Origin of the sequence: Planococcus plakortidis, from assembly GCF_001687605.2 — a bacterium.
GTDB classification, from domain to species: Bacteria; Bacillota; Bacilli; order Bacillales_A; family Planococcaceae; genus Planococcus; species Planococcus plakortidis.
Genome location: NZ_CP016539.2, coordinates 696,844 through 713,934, shown reverse-complemented (window position 1 = coordinate 713,934; position 17,091 = coordinate 696,844). Strand labels below are relative to the sequence as shown.

Annotated in this window: 15 protein-coding genes; 7 read left to right on the top strand and 8 right to left on the bottom strand. The window is 51.4% G+C overall.

Features of this window, described 5'->3' with window-relative positions; genetic code table 11:
- Window positions 1-6 precede the first annotated feature (6 nt).
- From BBI15_RS03700 to BBI15_RS03690, 3 genes are all read left to right on the top strand, one after another.
- Window positions 7-852, top strand: a complete 846-nt coding sequence (locus BBI15_RS03700) for a transporter substrate-binding domain-containing protein (RefSeq protein WP_068872312.1) — start codon at window positions 7-9, stop codon at window positions 850-852.
- A gap of 63 nt (window positions 853-915) precedes the next feature.
- A complete protein-coding gene (locus BBI15_RS03695; RefSeq protein ID WP_068872310.1) occupies window positions 916-1,599 on the top strand; it encodes an amino acid ABC transporter permease in 684 nt (227 codons plus the stop codon).
- 14 nt (window positions 1,600-1,613) lie between these two features.
- A complete protein-coding gene (locus tag BBI15_RS03690; protein WP_068872308.1) occupies window positions 1,614-2,357 on the top strand; it encodes an amino acid ABC transporter ATP-binding protein in 744 nt (247 codons plus the stop codon).
- Between the two features lie 70 nt (window positions 2,358-2,427).
- Here the strand turns inward: BBI15_RS03690 and BBI15_RS03685 are convergent, their stop codons facing one another.
- The 5 genes from BBI15_RS03685 to BBI15_RS03665 form a co-directional block, all read right to left on the bottom strand.
- A complete protein-coding gene (locus tag BBI15_RS03685; protein ID WP_068872307.1) occupies window positions 2,428-3,414 on the bottom strand; it encodes a macro domain-containing protein in 987 nt (328 codons plus the stop codon).
- Between the two features lie 267 nt (window positions 3,415-3,681).
- The gene (gene glpK / locus BBI15_RS03680; RefSeq protein WP_068872306.1) at window positions 3,682-5,175 is read right to left on the bottom strand and encodes a glycerol kinase GlpK; all 1,494 of its coding nucleotides are present in this window, start codon (window positions 5,173-5,175) and stop codon (window positions 3,682-3,684) included.
- Window positions 5,176-5,518: 343 nt separating this feature from the next.
- Window positions 5,519-6,187, bottom strand: a complete 669-nt coding sequence (locus BBI15_RS03675) for a type 1 glutamine amidotransferase domain-containing protein (protein WP_068872305.1) — start codon at window positions 6,185-6,187, stop codon at window positions 5,519-5,521.
- 97 nt (window positions 6,188-6,284) lie between these two features.
- Window positions 6,285-7,100, bottom strand: a complete 816-nt coding sequence (locus BBI15_RS03670; RefSeq protein WP_068872302.1) for a tryptophan-rich sensory protein — start codon at window positions 7,098-7,100, stop codon at window positions 6,285-6,287.
- A gap of 209 nt (window positions 7,101-7,309) precedes the next feature.
- Complete coding sequence (locus BBI15_RS03665) at window positions 7,310-9,580, bottom strand: ATP-binding cassette domain-containing protein (protein ID WP_068872300.1); 2,271 nt, start codon at window positions 9,578-9,580, stop codon at window positions 7,310-7,312.
- A gap of 333 nt (window positions 9,581-9,913) precedes the next feature.
- Here BBI15_RS03665 and BBI15_RS03660 point away from each other — a divergent pair, with 333 nt between their 5' ends.
- Complete coding sequence (locus BBI15_RS03660; protein WP_068872688.1) at window positions 9,914-10,963, top strand: aromatic acid exporter family protein; 1,050 nt, start codon at window positions 9,914-9,916, stop codon at window positions 10,961-10,963.
- 155 nt (window positions 10,964-11,118) lie between these two features.
- Here the strand turns inward: BBI15_RS03660 and BBI15_RS03655 are convergent, their stop codons facing one another.
- Together BBI15_RS03655 and BBI15_RS03650 are read right to left on the bottom strand one after the other, a co-directional pair.
- Window positions 11,119-12,345, bottom strand: coding sequence for a DUF819 family protein (locus BBI15_RS03655; RefSeq protein ID WP_068872298.1), 1,227 nt, complete (start codon window positions 12,343-12,345; stop codon window positions 11,119-11,121).
- Window positions 12,346-12,639: 294 nt separating this feature from the next.
- Window positions 12,640-13,155: a YfiT family bacillithiol transferase gene (locus BBI15_RS03650; RefSeq protein WP_068872296.1), complete on the bottom strand. Its 516-nt coding sequence runs from the start codon at window positions 13,153-13,155 to the stop codon at window positions 12,640-12,642.
- A 208-nt stretch (window positions 13,156-13,363) separates the two neighbouring features.
- Here BBI15_RS03650 and BBI15_RS03645 point away from each other — a divergent pair, with 208 nt between their 5' ends.
- Window positions 13,364-14,185: a CPBP family intramembrane glutamic endopeptidase gene (locus BBI15_RS03645; protein ID WP_068872294.1), complete on the top strand. Its 822-nt coding sequence runs from the start codon at window positions 13,364-13,366 to the stop codon at window positions 14,183-14,185.
- A 178-nt stretch (window positions 14,186-14,363) separates the two neighbouring features.
- On the opposite strand, the gene BBI15_RS03640 is transcribed toward BBI15_RS03645, so the two are convergent.
- Window positions 14,364-15,038, bottom strand: coding sequence for a metallophosphoesterase family protein (locus BBI15_RS03640; RefSeq protein ID WP_068872292.1), 675 nt, complete (start codon window positions 15,036-15,038; stop codon window positions 14,364-14,366).
- 229 nt (window positions 15,039-15,267) lie between these two features.
- On the opposite strand from BBI15_RS03640, the gene BBI15_RS03635 reads away from it, so the two are divergent.
- Window positions 15,268-15,786, top strand: a complete 519-nt coding sequence (locus BBI15_RS03635; RefSeq protein WP_068872290.1) for a TetR/AcrR family transcriptional regulator — start codon at window positions 15,268-15,270, stop codon at window positions 15,784-15,786.
- Window positions 15,787-15,858: 72 nt separating this feature from the next.
- The gene (locus BBI15_RS03630; protein WP_068872289.1) at window positions 15,859-17,019 is read left to right on the top strand and encodes an MFS transporter; all 1,161 of its coding nucleotides are present in this window, start codon (window positions 15,859-15,861) and stop codon (window positions 17,017-17,019) included.
- The last annotated feature ends 72 nt before the right edge of the window (window positions 17,020-17,091 follow it).

Here is a 17,091-nt window from a genome sequence, read left to right as displayed (position 1 = left end):
ATACATATGAAAAAGCCGAAAAAGTTTTTGCTTTTCACACTGATCTCAACAACAGCATTGATTGCAGCTGCGTGCGGAAATGAGGAGTCCAATAGCTCTGCCAGCGCTTCTGAATCAGGCGAACAGAATTCCTGGGAACAAATTGAGGATTCAGGCAAATTAGTGGTGGGTACAGAAGGTTTATATTTCCCGGTTACCTACTTCGATGAAACAACGAAAGAGTTGACTGGATTTGATGTGGAAGTAGTTCGGGCGATTGGAGATAAGCTGGGCCTTGAAGTTGAATTTAAAACGATGGAATTTGACGGTCTTCTGCCCGCATTAAGAAATGGCCAAATCGATGTGGCAGCAAATGATTTTTCAATTACAGAAGAACGCCTCGAGAAATTTGATTTTACAGTTCCCGTCAAGCATTCCTATGGATCAGCTATCGTCCGGGAAAGTGATGATTCTGGCATTAACACAGTGGATGATTTAGCAGGTAAAAAAGTTGGTGGAGCCGCGACGAGCAATTACTCGGATTATGCTAAAGAACAAGGCGCTGAAGTAGTAGTCTATACCGGTTCAGATACTGTGCTTCCTGAAATTGTGCAAGGGCGCGTTGACGCTACACTCAATGATTATTTAGTATTGATTCAAGCACTGGAACAATTTGATAAACCTGGATTAAAGCTTGCTGAAAATGTAAAGTTTTCTCCTAACAGCAGTGGTTTAGTGATGCAAAAAGACAGCCCGGAATTGAAAGAGCAACTTGATGCCGCCCTAACAGAATTAATTGAAGACGGCACCGTAACGGAAATTTCGCTTGAGTTTTTAGGAGCTGACGTCACAAAACCAGTTGATGTTGAATAATCCTGCCGGGGGAATCCTTTGATTCCTCTTTTTTCTATCTTGCACATCTAAAGGAGATAAAATATGTCTGATTTTAAATGGGAATATCTTTTTAACATAGAAGTCGCAATAGAGGCTCTTCCGTTTATCCTGGAAGGAGCTTGGTATACTTTATTAATCGCAATTGTAAGCATGCTTCTTGCTCTATTTCTAGGGTTGTTCGTCGCTCTTGCCCGCATGAATAAACTAACTTTGCTGTCCTTTCCCGCCCGCCTATTCATCTCATTTATGCGCGGAACACCACTTCTTGTTATTCTATTCATCCTATACTTCGGATTCCCCATGATCGGTATCGATATGCAACCACTGACAGCTGCCATCATCGGCATCAGTATCCACTTCTCCGCATATACGGCAGAAGTGATTCGGTCGGCGATCTCATCGGTAGCAAAAGGTCAATGGGAAGCTGCGGAAACTCTCAGAATGACTTACTGGCAGACTATGCGCCGTATCATTTTGCCACAAGGTACACGCATTGCTCTGCCTCCTTTATCCAGTATTTTCATGGATATTATAAAAGGCACCTCATTAGCAATGGTCATCACTGTTTCCGAGATGTTCTACAGGGCGAAAGTCGTGGTTGGACAAACTTATGAAAGCTTGACGCTGTATATTCTAGTGGCACTCATTTATTGGGCAATTTGTTCTGTTGTCACCGTATTGCAGGATTATTTAGAGAAAAAAGCAAATCGTTATGTCGTGACATGAATGGAGTTTTGAAAATGATTAAAGTTGATCAGCTCAGCAAAAACTTTAATGACAATGAAGTCTTAAAGTCCATTTCCCTCGAAATTGAAAAAGGCGAAGTACTTAGCATCATCGGACCGTCCGGATCAGGTAAGACCACCTTACTTCGGTGTTTGAACTTATTGGAATCTCCCACTTCAGGATCACTCAAAATTAAAGATGTAGTTGTCACTTTTAACGGCAAGACACCATCAAAAAAGCAGAAAGTCGATATACAGCAATACTCTGGAATGGTGTTTCAGCACTTCCATCTCTTCCCGCATAAGACGGTTATCGAGAATATTATAGAAGCCCCACTAATCGTCCAAAAACGAGACAAGCAAGAAGTTGTAGCAGAAGCAGAGGAACTACTCAAAAAAGTTGGTTTATCAGCCCATAAAAACCACTATCCTGAACAGCTTTCGGGAGGCCAGAAACAGCGAGCCGCTATTGCTCGCATTCTCGCTTTAAAACCAGATGTATTGCTATTTGATGAACCTACATCGGCTCTAGACCCTGAACTTGTCGGAGAAGTATTAACTGTCATCAAAGATTTAGCGCAAGAAGGCCAGACAATGATCATTGTGACACATGAAATGCATTTCGCTCGCGAAGTATCCGACCGCGTTGTTTTTATCGCGGATGGCTATATTGTTGAAGAAGGAAAACCAGAAGTTCTATTTTCATCTCCTCAAGAAGAACGTACAAAGAAATTTTTGGAGAAAGTCCTCGTCCGATAAATTCGCAAATATAAAACAGCCCCGTTCCGTGAACAGGGCTGTTTCTAATTTAGAAACTGTATAGAATCTTTTACGAACCAAGAAGCGCTTCATCAAATGCAAACAAGGCTTCATTGATTTCAAAGATATTGTATTGTTCCCGCTCAATGAAATAACGGACGATCAAGTCGAATTTATGGCTGTTCGACAAGCGGTAGCCCGCCGTCCCGAGCAGTTCCTCCGTCTCGTCGAGATCCAGTTCGAGCGCGATCGCAAACGCCAGGATGGTCTTTTTCTTCGGCGTGTAGCCTGGAGAGTTTCTGATTTTGGAAAACAGCTTCTTGTCTAGATTCGCCTTTTTATAGGTCTCGGCATCGGTCATGCCTCGGTCGTCTATGAACCTGAACAGACGCTGCGAGAAGGATTCGTCCACCTCTTCCAGAAACTCTTCGAGGCTCAGTTCCTGTTCCAGTATCTCTTTCGGTTCGTACATCGGGCTTTCCAGCGGGTGCCGGTCGCGGTAACGGACAGCCCTTTCTTCCAAGACCTCGGCTTCCTGTTCGTTGATGAATGTCTCGATCGATTCGTAAAGCTTCTGGCTGATGCCGAACGACTGCTTGTCCAAGACGACCAGATAGACGTCCATATCGCGCAAGTTCAAAAAGGTATCAATCTCTTCCGTCGCCACACGTAACGCCGGTTCTTTCGGATAGCCGAAGATACCGGTCGAGATGAGCGGAAAAGCGATCGACTCACAGCCAAGCTCTGCGGCAAGTTCCAGCGAGTTGCGGTAGCAATTGCGCAACAAGGTCTCTTCATTGTGACCTCCGCCTTCCCATACCGGGCCGACCGTATGGATGACGAACTTCGCATCCAGCGCGAAGCCATCGGTATGAACCGCTTCCCCGACCGCGCAATACTCAATCCGGTCGCACGCTTCCTGCAGCTGCTTCGGCCCCGCTGCCCGGAAAATCGCCCCGCATACGCCGCCGCCCATCTTCAGGCTCGAATTGGCAGCATTGACGATAGCGTCGGTAGTCATTTTGGTGATGTCGTTGCGCACGATTTGCAGTGGCATGTGCTCATCCCTTTCTGTTTCTTGTCTCTTTTCATTCTACCACCCGCCGTGTCCCTGTGCGCCACACAATTCCTAGCGTGAAATTCACCGGAAAGCGAGGTGCAGCACGGGGTTTCTCTTGGGCGTCGGGATTTTTGTCCCTGTGCGCCACACAATTCACGCATCAAAAACACCCGACAGCCACTCGCTGCCAGGTGTGAGAATGCATAAAGCATAAATTGTAGTGAATAGTCAGAATCGTTTAGAATTGTTTCGTGCACAGGGACACTACTTAAACTTCCGCGCCGCGGCGACTGCTTGTTTCCAGCCGTCGTACAGTTTTTCACTTTGCTCCGCTGACATGTCGCTCGTGAAGGTCTTATCGATCTGCCATTGCTGTGCGATTTCTTCCTTGCTTTTCCAGAAGCCTACCGCGAGACCTGCGAGATATGCGGCCCCGAGTGCTGTCGTTTCCTGGACGACCGGGCGCTCCACCGGGACATCCAAAATATCGCTCTGGAATTGCATGAGGAAATCGTTCGATACGGCACCGCCATCCACGCGCAAGGTTTTCAGTTCGATGCCCGCGTCCTCGATCATGACGTCGACGACATCTTTCGTCTGGTAAGCGAGTGACTCGAGCGTCGCGCGGATGAAATGCGCTTTCGTCGTGCCGCGCGTCAAGCCGAACACGGCGCCGCGTGCGTCCGTATCCCAATAAGGCGTGCCGAGCCCGACGAATGCCGGGACCATATAGACGCCATCTGTTGAGTCGACGGATGTCGCATAACGCTCGCTTTCCGGCGCGTTATCCAAAATCTTCAAGCCGTCGCGCAGCCATTGGATCGCGGACCCCGCGACAAAGATGCTGCCTTCGAGCGCATATTCCACCTTGCCGTCGATGCCCCATGCCAAGGTCGTGAGCAAGCCGTGTTCGGAAACGACGCCTTCCTCTCCTGTGTTCATCAGCATGAAGCAGCCGGTGCCGTACGTGTTTTTCGCCATGCCTTTTTCGAAGCACGCCTGGCCGAATAGCGCCGCCTGCTGGTCTCCGGCGATTCCGGCAATCGGCACTTTGTAGCCGAAGAAATGGTAGTCGACCGTATTGGCGTAGACTTCTGACGACTGGCGGACTTCCGGCAGCATGCTTTTCGGCACGTCCAAAATGTCCAGCAATTCTTCGTCCCATGCCAAATCGTAAATATTGTACATCAAGGTACGCGAGGCGTTGCTGTAATCGGTGACATGCGCCGCGCCGCCGGATAGTTTGTACACGAGCCACGTATCGATCGTCCCGAACATCAAGTCGCCCTTGTCCGCTTTTTCCCGGGCGCCTTCGACATTGTCCAAGATCCATTTGACTTTCGTTCCGGAAAAATACGCATCGATCAACAGGCCGGTTTTCTTGCGGAACAATTCTTCGTGTCCTTGCGCTTTTAGTTCGCCGCAAATATCAGCGGTTTGGCGCGACTGCCAGACGATCGCCTTGTAAATGGGCTTACCCGTATTGCGGTCCCAGACGACAGCGGTTTCACGCTGGTTGGTGATGCCGATTCCCGCGATTTGGCTCGGCTCGACGTCCGCTTTTCGCAAGACGCCGGCCATGCACGCCAATACGGACGTCCAGATTTCATTCGCATCGTGCTCGACCCAGCCCGGTTTCGGGAAAAACTGCTCGAATTCCTGCTGCGCGGTTTCCACGATCTCCCCTTTATGGTTAAACAATACTGCGCGCGAACTCGTCGTTCCTTGGTCAATGGACATAATGTACTTTTTGCTCATCCTCTATTCCTCCTCGAATGGTCTTTTGATTCCTGCCGAAACTCCAATTGCCCCGGCCTATTTCGCCGACATCCACTGCTCCTTTTTTATTAATTAACAGCTGTGAAAAAAGCCATAAAAAAATCCGCAATCAATGACAGCCCTTCTTAAAGAAGGACTCATCGATGTGCGAATCTCCAGTCTCCAACACAGCTCTTAACTTGTTATCTATAAAGGTATACGGAAAAGAAAGCGCTGTCAACTTGTTGTCTGAATTTTTGTGTAAATTTTTGGCTAGCGGCGGCTTTTATTCCATAAAAAAACAAGGCGCTGCAGCTAGATGCTGCAACGCCCTGTCCATCACTTATTTATTTTTCTGATCCAATGCCTTCACCAATTCCTCGGCCAAGGCTTCGGATGCGAACGGGTCGCGGCCCGTCAATAACTGTTCATTGCCCCATACCACTTTTTCGTCAGCGGTGTAATTGGCCACTTCGCTCATTTTGCCTTCGAGGCTGAACGGCAGGATTTCCGGCAGGCCTTCCGGTTCGACGGCTTGTGGATAGCCGGTCACGTCGAGTCCAGCGATGATGCTCTGGCCGTCCGGGCGCTTCGTCCAGATCAACGGCGCCGGTCCGTGGCAGACAGCCGATACGATATTGCCCTTGTCATAGACGGAATTGATGATGCCGTGAAGCGTTTCGTCTTCCGCGAGGTCATACATCGCCCCGTGGCCGCCGACGATGAAAATCGCGTCGTATTCTTCCGGATTGACGTCCGATAGTTTCATCGTGTTATCCGCACGCCCCGATTCGTACATTTTCTTGTACTTGCCTTCCGGGTCATACTCTTCACTGAGGCTGACTTCGTCAAGTGTCGGTTTGCCGCCTTTTGGCGAAGCGAGTTCCACTTGGTGCCCCGCGTTTTCCAACACTTCCATCGGCGCGAACAGTTCTTCTGCCCACCAGCCGGTTTCGTAATTGTTTTCTGTATCTTTATGTCCACTTGATAGCACTGCTAATACTTTAGCCATTGATGGTTCCTCCTCTGAAAAATCATTCTGACACTAGTTGTTCCCGAATGTTTTCCCGTTTAAACAAATTGACAATTCCCGCAAATCCACGCTTCCTTCATTCCTGGGCAGTTTGTTTCAAGAACAGCGCATTGCCGTTTTTAATGAACCGCCAGATGGCCGCCGAAAGGAATAGGGCGATGCCCGCAATCAGCACACCCTGGATGACCGACGCCATCTCCGGGTCGAGCCGGCCGTTCGCGTACGAGCTGTAGATGCCGAAAAACGCCCAGGCGAGCGGAATCGGAAACGCGGCGTTCTTGAAGCGCGACAGGTAGGACAACACAAACGCGATGGCAAGCCCGAGGACAATCAGCGTCCACACCGAATCCGAAATGCCGAAGCCGTCCCATTCCAACTGCACCAACCACAGCGAAATATTGACGATCGTCGCGATGAACACCCACGCTCCGTACAAGGTGAACGCAAGCCCCGCCAGCGTCGACGGCAACTCAGAGCGATGCTTGTAGATCCGTTCGACAATGAAAAGCAAGGAGAACAGCAGCCCCAAGATCAACAAGGTCGAGATGCCAAGCGCTTCATACGAAAACGCGACGATCCAGCCCATATTGAACAGCGAACTCGCGAGGAACAGCGGCGAAATCAACAGCACCAGCCGGCTGGCCTTTTCGTCTTTCCGCTTGATGAATAAATAAACGAGCGTCACCAAGACAAGCGTGTAAATGACGCCCCAAATCGAAAACGTGAACGGCGCCGGCGAAATGAGCGTCATGTATTTGTCCGAAATGTCCTTTTGCGTGTTGCCGTTAAAGAACCCCGATGAGCCGAGGTAATTGACGCCCAGCGTCGCGAAATAAGCAACCAGGTTCAGGATCGTCAACAATTGTGTCTTTTTCACTGTGCCTTCATCCATGATGGCTTCATCCTTTCGAAAGATTAATCACTGGCAAAATGTGACTCTTTCTTTCTATCTTCCCGATTTTGCCAACCGGTGAAACGATTTTCCGCAATGAATCGCATGGAATTGTGTCTGACACAGGGACATTCCAGCAAGAGAACATCGCTGCATCAAGGTTTCTGCCTTCCGAATTGTGTCTGACACAGGGACAACTCACTCCCGCTCTACCCCTCGACCCCTTTTCTCAGCCATTTCGCAGTCAGCGTATCCGCTTCGAGCATCTCTTGCGGCGTGCCTTCAAACAGCACTTCGCCGCCTTTTTTGCCGCCTTCCGGGCCCATTTCGATGACCCAGTCGCTCGCCGCGATCAAGTCCAGGTTGTGCTCGATGACGATGACCGAATTGCCTTTATCGACGAGCCGTTGGAAGACGTCCAAGAGATGGGAAGTGTCCTGCGTATGCAAACCGAGTGACGGTTCGTCCAATAAATAGATCTGCCCTTCTTTTTTCAAATGGCTCGCGAGCTTCAAACGCTGCACTTCGCCGCCGCTCAGTGAACCGGTCGTCTGCCCGAGTGTCAGGTAGCCGAGTCCGACATCTTTCAACGTATCCACTTTCTTGACGATTTTCGGCATTTCCAAATACTCGTTCGTTTCGTCGATCGTCAGCTCCAAAATCTCTACAATGTTTTTTCCTTTGTAGCGGTACGACAAGGCCTCGTCTGAATACCGCGTCCCCTTGCACGCTTCACAAGTTACCGTCACGGGATCCGCAAACGCGACGTTCGGCGTGGTGATCCCTTTGCCTTCACAGACCGGGCAGGCCCCGAGTGAATTAAAACTGAACAAGCCCGCCGGCTGTCCGGTTTGTTTGGCGAGAATCGACCGGATGTCGCTCATGATGCCCATATACGTCGCGAGCGTCGAACGGCTGGATGTGCCGATGCTGCTTTGGCCGACCGCAATCGTTTCGGGGTAGTTGCCGGTAAAGGCACCGAACATCAATGAACTTTTCCCGGAACCGGAAACGCCGCATACCGAGACGAGGGCATTCTGTGGAATTTCCACGCTGATATTTTTCAAATTATTATCCGATGCATTTTTGATCGAAAACGTGTTTTCAGCTGTTCTCGGCTGTTCATTTACCGTTACGGTGTGGTCCAAATCCGTGATGGCGGAAGCTTTCTTCAAGCCTTCCTGCCCGCCTTGATAGACCACTTCACCGCCGCTTCTGCCTGCGCCCGGCCCCATTTCGATGATTTCATCCGCTGTCTTGATGACCGCCAGATTGTGTTCGATGACGACGACGGTATTGTAGTTATCCCGCAAACTTGCCAGCATATGCGTCAACATATTGATTTCTTCGGGATGCAGCCCGGCACTCGGTTCATCGAAAATATAGGTGATGTTGTTGAGGCTGCTGCCAAGGTGGCGCGCGATCTTCACGCGCTGCGCTTCGCCGCCGGACAAAGTGCCCATTTTGCGCGACAAACTCAAATAGCCGAGCCCCAAACCGACCAATTGCTTCACGCTCGGATGCGCCTGCTGGGCAATCGACTTGCCGATCGGATCGTCGATTTTGTCCAGTTCACCGAGCAGTTCCGTCAATTCCAAGCGGGCGTAATGGGCAATGTTCAAACCGTTGATTTTGCACTCCAGCACCCTCGGGTTGAGCCCCGAACCTTCACAAACCGGGCACGGGGTACGCGTCGTCAGCGCCAAGACGTCTTCCTGGGACACGACTTTCAGTTTCGTCAAGTCTCGGTTGATGTAGAGGCGAATAAACCTCGGGAGCAGGCCGTCCCATTCGATGTCGCGATTGCCTTCTTTGTAATAATAAGTGCTAAATGCCCGTTCTCCTTCCGGCGGCCCGTACACGAGCAGATTGTATTTTTCTTCCGGGTAATCTTTGATGGGGAGATCCGGGTCGAATAATCCGCCGTCCCTTATCCACCTGCCCTGCCAGCCAGGAGGCGCAAGCGGCTTGAAGCGCACTGCGGATTCCCGGATTGATTTCGTATGGTCGATCAATTTATGGATATCCGGCGTCACGACTTCCCCGAAGCCATTGCATTCCGGGCAGTTGCCGAACGAACTTTCACTCGAAAACTCCGTCGCCGAGCCAATCGGCGGGCTGCCGATTCTCGAGAACAACAGCCGAATCAGCGGGTCGATATCCATATACGTGCCGACCGTCGAACGGGAATTGCCCCTGACCGGCTTTTGTTCCACGACCACCACCGGGCTCAAATGCTGCATCAAATCCGCATGCGGCCGCTCGTACCTCGGCATCTGGTGGCGAATGTATAACGGATAGTTCAAAGTCATCTGCCGTCTGCTTTCCGTCGCCAAGGTATCGAACACGACCGAACTTTTCCCGGAACCCGACAAGCCGGTGAACACGTTGATTTTCTCCTTCGGGATATTCAAATCGATATTCTTCAAATTATTTTCGCGAAGCCCTCGCAATATGATTTCATCTCGTTTTTCTGGCATGTTAACATTCTCCTTTTCCAATCCGTTCAAGGGATTACGCTACTATATAGAAGCGTTCCCTGTTTTAGGCTGGTTCACACAACCAGTTTGTCCCTGTGTTCCACACAATTCCCGCACAATTCGTTGCAACAAGCAGAAAAAAGACGCATCCGCGCTGGCGGATGCGTCAAATTGTGTGGTGCACAGGGACGTTCGCGCACTGAAATGCCGCTCTATCAAGGCTTCTGCCTTCCGAATTGTGTCTGACACAGGGATACACCGCCCACCACTCGACACGGATGATATACTGAAAATACAGACTTTCTACATAAAGGAGCCAGTACTTATTCTATGATGCGATCCCTACGTTTCAACGGCAGCCGAATAGTGAAAACCGGTCTCGCGATTTTCCTGACCGCGACGATCTGCGTCTGGTTCAACTGGCCGCCGGTCTTCGCGGTCATCACGGCCATCGTGACGGTCGAGCCGACAGTCAGCGACTCGATCAAAAAAGGGCTGGTCCGTTTTCCGGCATCGGCGATCGGGTCGGCTTTCGCCGTTCTCTTTATCACCTTATTCGGGAACTCCCCGATCACTTATACACTCGCTGCGGTCGCCACGATTCTAGTCTGTTACCGGCTCAAGCTTCACGCGGGCTTGCTGGTCGCGACCTTGACTTCCGTCGCGATGGTGGAAGTCATCCACGACCATTTCCTGTTTTCGTTCTTCATTCGCCTCGGGACGACCACGATCGGGCTTGTCGTCTCGACCGCCGTCAACATGCTCGTCTTTCCGCCGAACTACAGCACCGATATATTGAAGAGCATCCACAGCATCAGCGGGCGGGCCGGCAGCATGCTCGAGCACACGTTCCGCACCATTTTGTATGAAGGGGACGACAACCTCCAGGAAGATAAAAAAGTCGTGAAGCAGTTGACGACCGAAATCCGCAAGACCGAAAAATTGGTCCATTACCAGCGCGACGAAGCGAGCCTGTACCCATGGGTGCGCAACCGGGAAGCCGAGCTGCAGATGGCGGAGCGGCAATTGCTGTTCCTCGACAATTTCGAATACCATTTGAATGCCCTGCTTCGCGTCTCTTTCGAAGAAATCAAATGGACAAAAGAAGAGCGGGACCTTATCATGCAAGCGGTCACCGCCCTGGCAGACGACCTTCGCCATTCCATCAATTTCGACCACAAAAAGCACCAGGACCAACTCAAAAGCATCACAGACCTGTTCTGGGAAAACAGCAAGCGCGTGCCGGCAAACGACGCACCGAACACTTCCCTGTTCCCGCCGGAATTCGCCATTCTCTACGAACTCATCACCATCTACGATTTGGTCGACAAGTTTTTCGACCCGAATAGCGTAAAAGCCGTGCAGGAAGCGATAAAATCATAAAAATGAAAAAGGCCGTGCCGGAAACTGAACTGTTTCCGGCACGGCCTTTTTGAGTCAAATTGTGTGGCACACAGGGACATCATACAACCAAAATCCGGTCACGCCAACATTCTCGCCACTGGAATTGTGTCTAACACAGGGACACCCCCCGCCTCCTACATCATCGTCGCAAACCACAATCCAAGCGTCGTGCCGATGTAATTGCCGATCACGTAGCCAATCGTTCCGACCACCAAAATCGGACCGATCAGTTCGCGCCAGCCTTTTGCAATCGCCATTGCAGCAGCCGTTGTCGGGCCGCCGACATTGGCGTTAACGACCAATAAAATCTCTTCCAGATCGTATTTCAATAACTTCCCAGCTGTCAGTGAAACCGTCAAATTGACGATGACAATAACCGCGACAAAGACCAGCAATAGCGGCGCGTTTTGTACAATCAATGGAATTGATGCCGGAATGCCGATGACCACGAAGAATAGATAGATCAAGAACGTCCCGATTTCCTGGCTGCCGTTGATGCCGTCAAAATAACGTGGGAACAAGGCGAGCGCAAGGAAGGTCAAAGTCGTCAGCACCAAATACTGGTCGCCGATCAAGCCGCTGAGCAAGTTCCAGCCGAATGCGACTTCTTCACCTGATGGAATGATACCCGCGAAAAACTCAGCGATTTTCGTCGCCACCACCACAAGGAAAAACGCTGTCCCGAGTGACATCGCCATATCTTTCAATGAAATATCCTGGCGCTTCCAGAAGTTTTCGGCGTTGGTCTTGCCGCCGTTCGACTCCGCTTCCCGCTCCACTTGCAAAACGTGCGGATGCGGGTACAATTTCCGGAAGAAACCGAATGTCGGAATCGCCATCAAAGTAATGAACACGAGCGCCATCATCAAATTGTCCGCCACGACTGTTGCAGACACCAAATCTTCCGGGGCATCGAACTTCGCCGTCATCGCGGCAAAATTGACGCCGCCCCCGACATAAGATGCGCCCATCATGCCGCCGATGCGGTCAAGAAACGGAATCGTATCCTTTAATAAGAAGAAACTGAGAATCGTCCCGGCGACGGTCCCGATCGAACTGATCAGGAAAATAAGCAGCATGCGCCCGCTTTCTTTCCAGATTTTCTTGAAGTTCACGTGGAACAACAACAGCGGAATTGCGAGCGGCACGATAAATGCCCACACCGCGTCATACGCAGGCGACGCCGTTGGGATAATCCCGGTATTCGATAAGATGATGGCAGAAACGAGCGCAATGACAGCGCCGGAAATCTTCCCGGCCCAGCTGTATTTCTGCTCGAGCACAATGCTCATCGCCGCGACGATCACGATAATGCCCCAAAGCGTCAGCAGATCGTCTGCCTGGATCAATGAATTTTCCATATGTATTCTCCCTTCGCTCGCTACACGTTGTGTGTCTGCAAGCTGTATTTAAATTGAAACCTTCATCTTCCAGTATCCTATTATTGTCAGATTATGTCGAGTAGTCTTGCAATTCATTTGAGTTCTCATTCATGCTAAAAAACCGCACCGGAAACTCATCAGTCTCCAGTACGGCCTTTTCATATTTGAATTGTGTGGCGCATAGGGACATCATGCAACCAAAATCCCGTCACGCCAACATTCTCGCCACTAAAATTGTGTCTAACACAGGGACGCCTACAAACACAGAGACACCTACAGCTCCAACCCCAAAGCAATCCGGATATGCGCTAGATGATGCTCCTCGTGCCACGACAGTTTCGCCAGGTTTTCCGCCACGCGGATCTCGCCATCGGTTTCATGGGTGAAGACGCGCTCCAATTGCGTGCCCGTCACATAATTGCCGAGTGCGACGATGCGTTCGTTCAATCCTTCGAGTAGGCGAATCGAACTTTCCACCGGCAGCCGGTTGTCCGGGAGATAGGCCCATTTTTCCTGATCAAAGCCCTTCACAACCGGGTTGTATTCCGTCAGCGCCAACTTCAGCCGTTGATACATCGCCACTTGCGAGTCCGCAATGTGATGAACGAGCTGGCGGACCGTCCAGCTGCCTTCCCGGTAAGTCTTGTTCAAGTCCTCATCGTCCAAGGAATCCACCACTTCGCGAAGTCGCGTTGTGTAGCTATTGATTTCACCGAGCCACTTATCGACATCTTCAGCTGTCACTTGTTCCGGCACTTGCAATTGCCCGATCGGAAATTTTACATCCATTATTTAACCCCTTTTCCATCTTTATTTATGAAATGCTCTATTCACGCTCAATATATCAATGGGGGCAAGGTTTGTAAACGCATGGCAGACATGCCTTGATATTTCGAAGCTTTTATCCATTCATTTCTTCCATCCCCAACACAAATCCGTGCTACTATAAAAGCAAAATCCGATCCATTCTGCACCTTACCGAAAGGCGGCGATAAGGATGTTCGTGGAAAAGAAGCCACGGTTCGTGCTCGGTTTGATGACAGTCGCAGCCATCGTCTCGGTTTCCCTCATATTGCAGGCGGCCGGCAACCCATTCCTCAATAGCATTTTCATGTTGCTCCTGTTCTACACTGTCCTGCCTGGCTGGATTTGCAGCTATTACTTCCGAAAGCGCGGCGTGAAAATACGCCAGGTCTTGTTCTTCCGCGGCATTGCCCGCTGGCTGCTGCCGATTCTCGGAATCAGTATGCTCGTGATGGTGTTTTCCACCAGCATTTATTGGCTATTGCTGCGCGCGCTCATGGCGACCGCTCCGGCTCTGGTGGATTTGCTCCTCTCGCCACAGCCGCTCCCCGACGTGTGGTGGTATTTGGCCGCGACCGGTTTCATTATCGCCATCATCGCGCCGATTGCAGAAGAATTCGTCTTCCGCGGTGTAATCCTCAATCAGATGGCCGAGCTGTTCGGCCTGTGGAAAGGCATCGGCTTCACCAGCCTGATCTTCGCTATCTTCCACCTCAATTTTCTCGGCGCTTTCGTATTCGCGCTGATCGCGGCCTTGCTGTATGTAAAGACCGGGAATTTGCTGGCGCCCATTTTATTGCACAGCGCCAACAACGCGCTCGCCGTTTACCAGGCGTTCGCCGGCGCTTCGTTCATGGACTGGCTGGCGGTGACCGGTGTCAGCGAGCTATACACGAAAGCCGCGCCGAACCTCCTCGCCTTGATGATCAGCACAGCGCTGTTGCTGCTCGTGATCGGCTGGTTGAGCCGGGGCCTGGCAACGGCAGCCCAGGCATCGGATAGACCGAACAGCTGATTTCTTGAGAACGAGCCCCATGCGTTTATGGATGAATGAAATAGGCCCGCGCCACCCGCAGCGGCTAAATGGGGTGTTGTCCAATAAATTGTGTCTAACACAGGGACATTTCACACCTGAAATGCTGCAGCTGCAAGGATTAAGCCTCTCGAATTGTGTCTCGCACAGGGACACGAGCTCATTCTTTCTCCACAAAATGAATTTTCTCGCCCGGCAGCTCCAGGCAATTCAAACGCCCACCATAAAACGCGCCACCGTCGATCCCGATGATCCGGTTGTCGCCGAAATAGATACTCGTATCTCTCGACCCTCTCAGCTTGAAAGCCGGCGTATGGCCGAAGACGATTTTCTTGTCTCCCATATACCCTTCATGGAATTCATCGCGGATCCACATCAAGACATAAGGATCCGTCTCTTGCACCGGGACTCCTGGCTGTACGCCTGCATGCACGAAAATATAGCCATCCGTTTCGTAATAAAACTCCGTCCCTTTCAAAAACTCCACATGTTCCCAAAACAATTCGCCCGCTAGAAGCTTCATGTCTTTGATGGAAGCGTCATAGCTCTGCAAGGTCGAAATCGCCCCGTTGCGCAGCCAGTTTCCTGCCGCGCCGGTCTCGCCTTTCGCCGCGTCCAGCATCATCTGGTCGTGATTGCCGCGCAGCACGATTGCGCCTTGCTTTTTCAATTCGATGACCCGCTCGAGCACGCCTTTCGAATCGGGGCCCCGATCCACATAATCCCCGAGCAGCACCAGTTGGTCTTCTGTAGCATCGTAGCCCACTTTCTCCAGCAATCTATTGAACAGCTCCAGCTCCCCGTGAATATCGCTGATGGCCAAGATCCGTTTCATCACGTTCCCTCCTCGTTAGTCGCAGCCACTCGATCATCCGATTGTGGCTCTCTTCCCTGCCCATGCATTCGCTTCATACCCCTTCCATCTTCATCCAATTCTTTTCCCTATCGCTTCACCGTCAAAACCGGCAAGAGCTTTCGGGTTAATGGCTTTCGCTTGCGCTCATCTCCCATAGCTGTTAATTTTAGAGTGACCGTTATATCTAAGTCTATGGAGGATAGAGACCATGAGCACGAAAAAAGAAGATTTGCTTACCGCTGCAGAACAATTGTTTTACGAACACGGCTTCCACGCCATCGGATTGAAGGCGATCGTCCAGGAAGCGGGCGTGGCGCTGATGACCTTGTACAATCATTTCACTTCCAAAGACGACCTAATCCTGGAGGTCCTGAACCGCCGATCGCAAGTCTATATGGATTATCTCGAACAAGGAAAACAACAAGGCACGGGATCGGTTGCGGAACGGCTGGCGGCCGGCCATTTGAATTGGCTGAAGCAGACCGCTTCCAATGGCTGCATGTTCTTGCGCGCGAAAGAAGAATTCATGAGCGTCCCGGATCATCCGATCGTCCAGCTGGTCACCTCCCATAAAGAAGACACGAAGCGATTGTTCTTGTCGAACGGGCTGACGCCTGCTGAAGCGACGCGCTTGTCGCTGCTGTTTGAAGGCGCTGTCTCGCTTGCGGAAATCTCGCCGATGGATGAAGTGGAAGACGCTTTGATGGCATTGGTCCAAAAAATATAAGTAAGCGATCGCTTACTTTTTTTACCCATTAAATATAATGACCGTTCTATCTAATAAAAGGAGATGATTTGCATGTGGAAAATCGTGTTACCCGGCATCGCCATGATCGGCGTCACCTATGCCTTCGCCAGATACAGTTTCGGCTTGTTCCTGCCGGAAATCAGCAGCGCCTTGAACCTCTCTGAAAGCCAGTCGGGGCTGATCGGTTCGGTGGCGTATGCCGCCTACACAATCGCCTTGGTGACAGCCGCTATTTTCATTCACAAGATGAGCGCCCGCCACGTCGTCTTGTATTTGGGGGCGAGCGCCTTTATCGGCATGCTCGGAATGGCGGCATCGCAAGGTTTCTACACACTCGCCATCAGTGCGTTTGTCGCCGGGCTCGGCAGCGGCTGGATCTCGCCTGCCTTTAGCCAAGTCGTCGCACAGTCGCTCGAGAGCCAGGAGCGTGACAGGGGCAATACGTGGATCAATACCGGCACGAGCGTCGGCGTCGTCGCGAGCGGCCCTGTCGCACTGGCATTTGCCGAACAATGGCGCTGGGGCTATGTGCTGTTCGCGATCCTGGCATTCTTGACGCTGTGGTGGAATGCGCGCGCGATCGAACGCACAAAAGAGAAGCCAAAAGAAGCCGGCGAAGCCCAGTTTAAATTGGGCATGCTCGGACAAGTACGCTTCATGATCCTTGCCGCGATCGGCATCGGCTTCAGCTCCTCCATCTACTGGACGTTCTCAAGGAGCTACCTGACCGAAGCGCAGGATTTCTCGACGGGCGGCAGCATGGTCTTCTGGATCATCATGGGCGCCGCCGGCATTATTGGCCGCATCGCCGGGACCATCATCCAACGCCTCGGGCTCGGCTGGTCTTATCGCCTGGGCGTGTTGGTCGCGACCGCCTCCCTCGTCACCTTGACCATCCAGCACCCTGCCGCCATCTACTTGTCAGCTGTGTTGTTCGGCATCTCGTTCATTTTCATGACAGGCTTGTTCATCGTCTGGGGCACGCGCCATTTCCCCGACATCCCTTCTGTCGGCGTCAGCTTGTCGTTCTTCTCGCTCGGCATCGGGCAATCGATCGGGTCGGTCGCAGCGGGCGTCTTGATCGACGGCCTGTCCTACCCGATCGCATTCCTGTCCTTCGCGGCGATTGGCCTGCTGTTTGTCTTCATTAAAACGAATGCCCAGCCGGTTGCTACACAATCAAATGCCGCGCAGCCGGGCAAATCTGTATAGAAAATGAAAACGGAAACGATGCCGATCCAGCATCGTTCCCTTTTTTTCGGAAGGAATCCACCGCTTTAACGA

Coding starts and splice junctions, on each gene's coding strand:
- BBI15_RS03700 (WP_068872312.1), top strand. CDS start 7: ATGAAAAAGCCGAAAAAGTTTTTGCTTTTCACACTGATCTCAACAACA.
- BBI15_RS03695 (WP_068872310.1), top strand. CDS start 916: ATGTCTGATTTTAAATGGGAATATCTTTTTAACATAGAAGTCGCAATA.
- BBI15_RS03690 (WP_068872308.1), top strand. CDS start 1,614: ATGATTAAAGTTGATCAGCTCAGCAAAAACTTTAATGACAATGAAGTC.
- BBI15_RS03685 (WP_068872307.1), bottom strand. CDS start 3,414: ATGCCACTGCAAATCGTGCGCAACGACATCACCAAAATGACTACCGAC.
- glpK (WP_068872306.1), bottom strand. CDS start 5,175: ATGAGCAAAAAGTACATTATGTCCATTGACCAAGGAACGACGAGTTCG.
- BBI15_RS03675 (WP_068872305.1), bottom strand. CDS start 6,187: ATGGCTAAAGTATTAGCAGTGCTATCAAGTGGACATAAAGATACAGAA.
- BBI15_RS03670 (WP_068872302.1), bottom strand. CDS start 7,100: ATGGATGAAGGCACAGTGAAAAAGACACAATTGTTGACGATCCTGAAC.
- BBI15_RS03665 (WP_068872300.1), bottom strand. CDS start 9,580: ATGCCAGAAAAACGAGATGAAATCATATTGCGAGGGCTTCGCGAAAAT.
- BBI15_RS03660 (WP_068872688.1), top strand. CDS start 9,914: ATGCGATCCCTACGTTTCAACGGCAGCCGAATAGTGAAAACCGGTCTC.
- BBI15_RS03655 (WP_068872298.1), bottom strand. CDS start 12,345: ATGGAAAATTCATTGATCCAGGCAGACGATCTGCTGACGCTTTGGGGC.
- BBI15_RS03650 (WP_068872296.1), bottom strand. CDS start 13,155: ATGGATGTAAAATTTCCGATCGGGCAATTGCAAGTGCCGGAACAAGTG.
- BBI15_RS03645 (WP_068872294.1), top strand. CDS start 13,364: ATGTTCGTGGAAAAGAAGCCACGGTTCGTGCTCGGTTTGATGACAGTC.
- BBI15_RS03640 (WP_068872292.1), bottom strand. CDS start 15,038: ATGAAACGGATCTTGGCCATCAGCGATATTCACGGGGAGCTGGAGCTG.
- BBI15_RS03635 (WP_068872290.1), top strand. CDS start 15,268: ATGAGCACGAAAAAAGAAGATTTGCTTACCGCTGCAGAACAATTGTTT.
- BBI15_RS03630 (WP_068872289.1), top strand. CDS start 15,859: ATGTGGAAAATCGTGTTACCCGGCATCGCCATGATCGGCGTCACCTAT.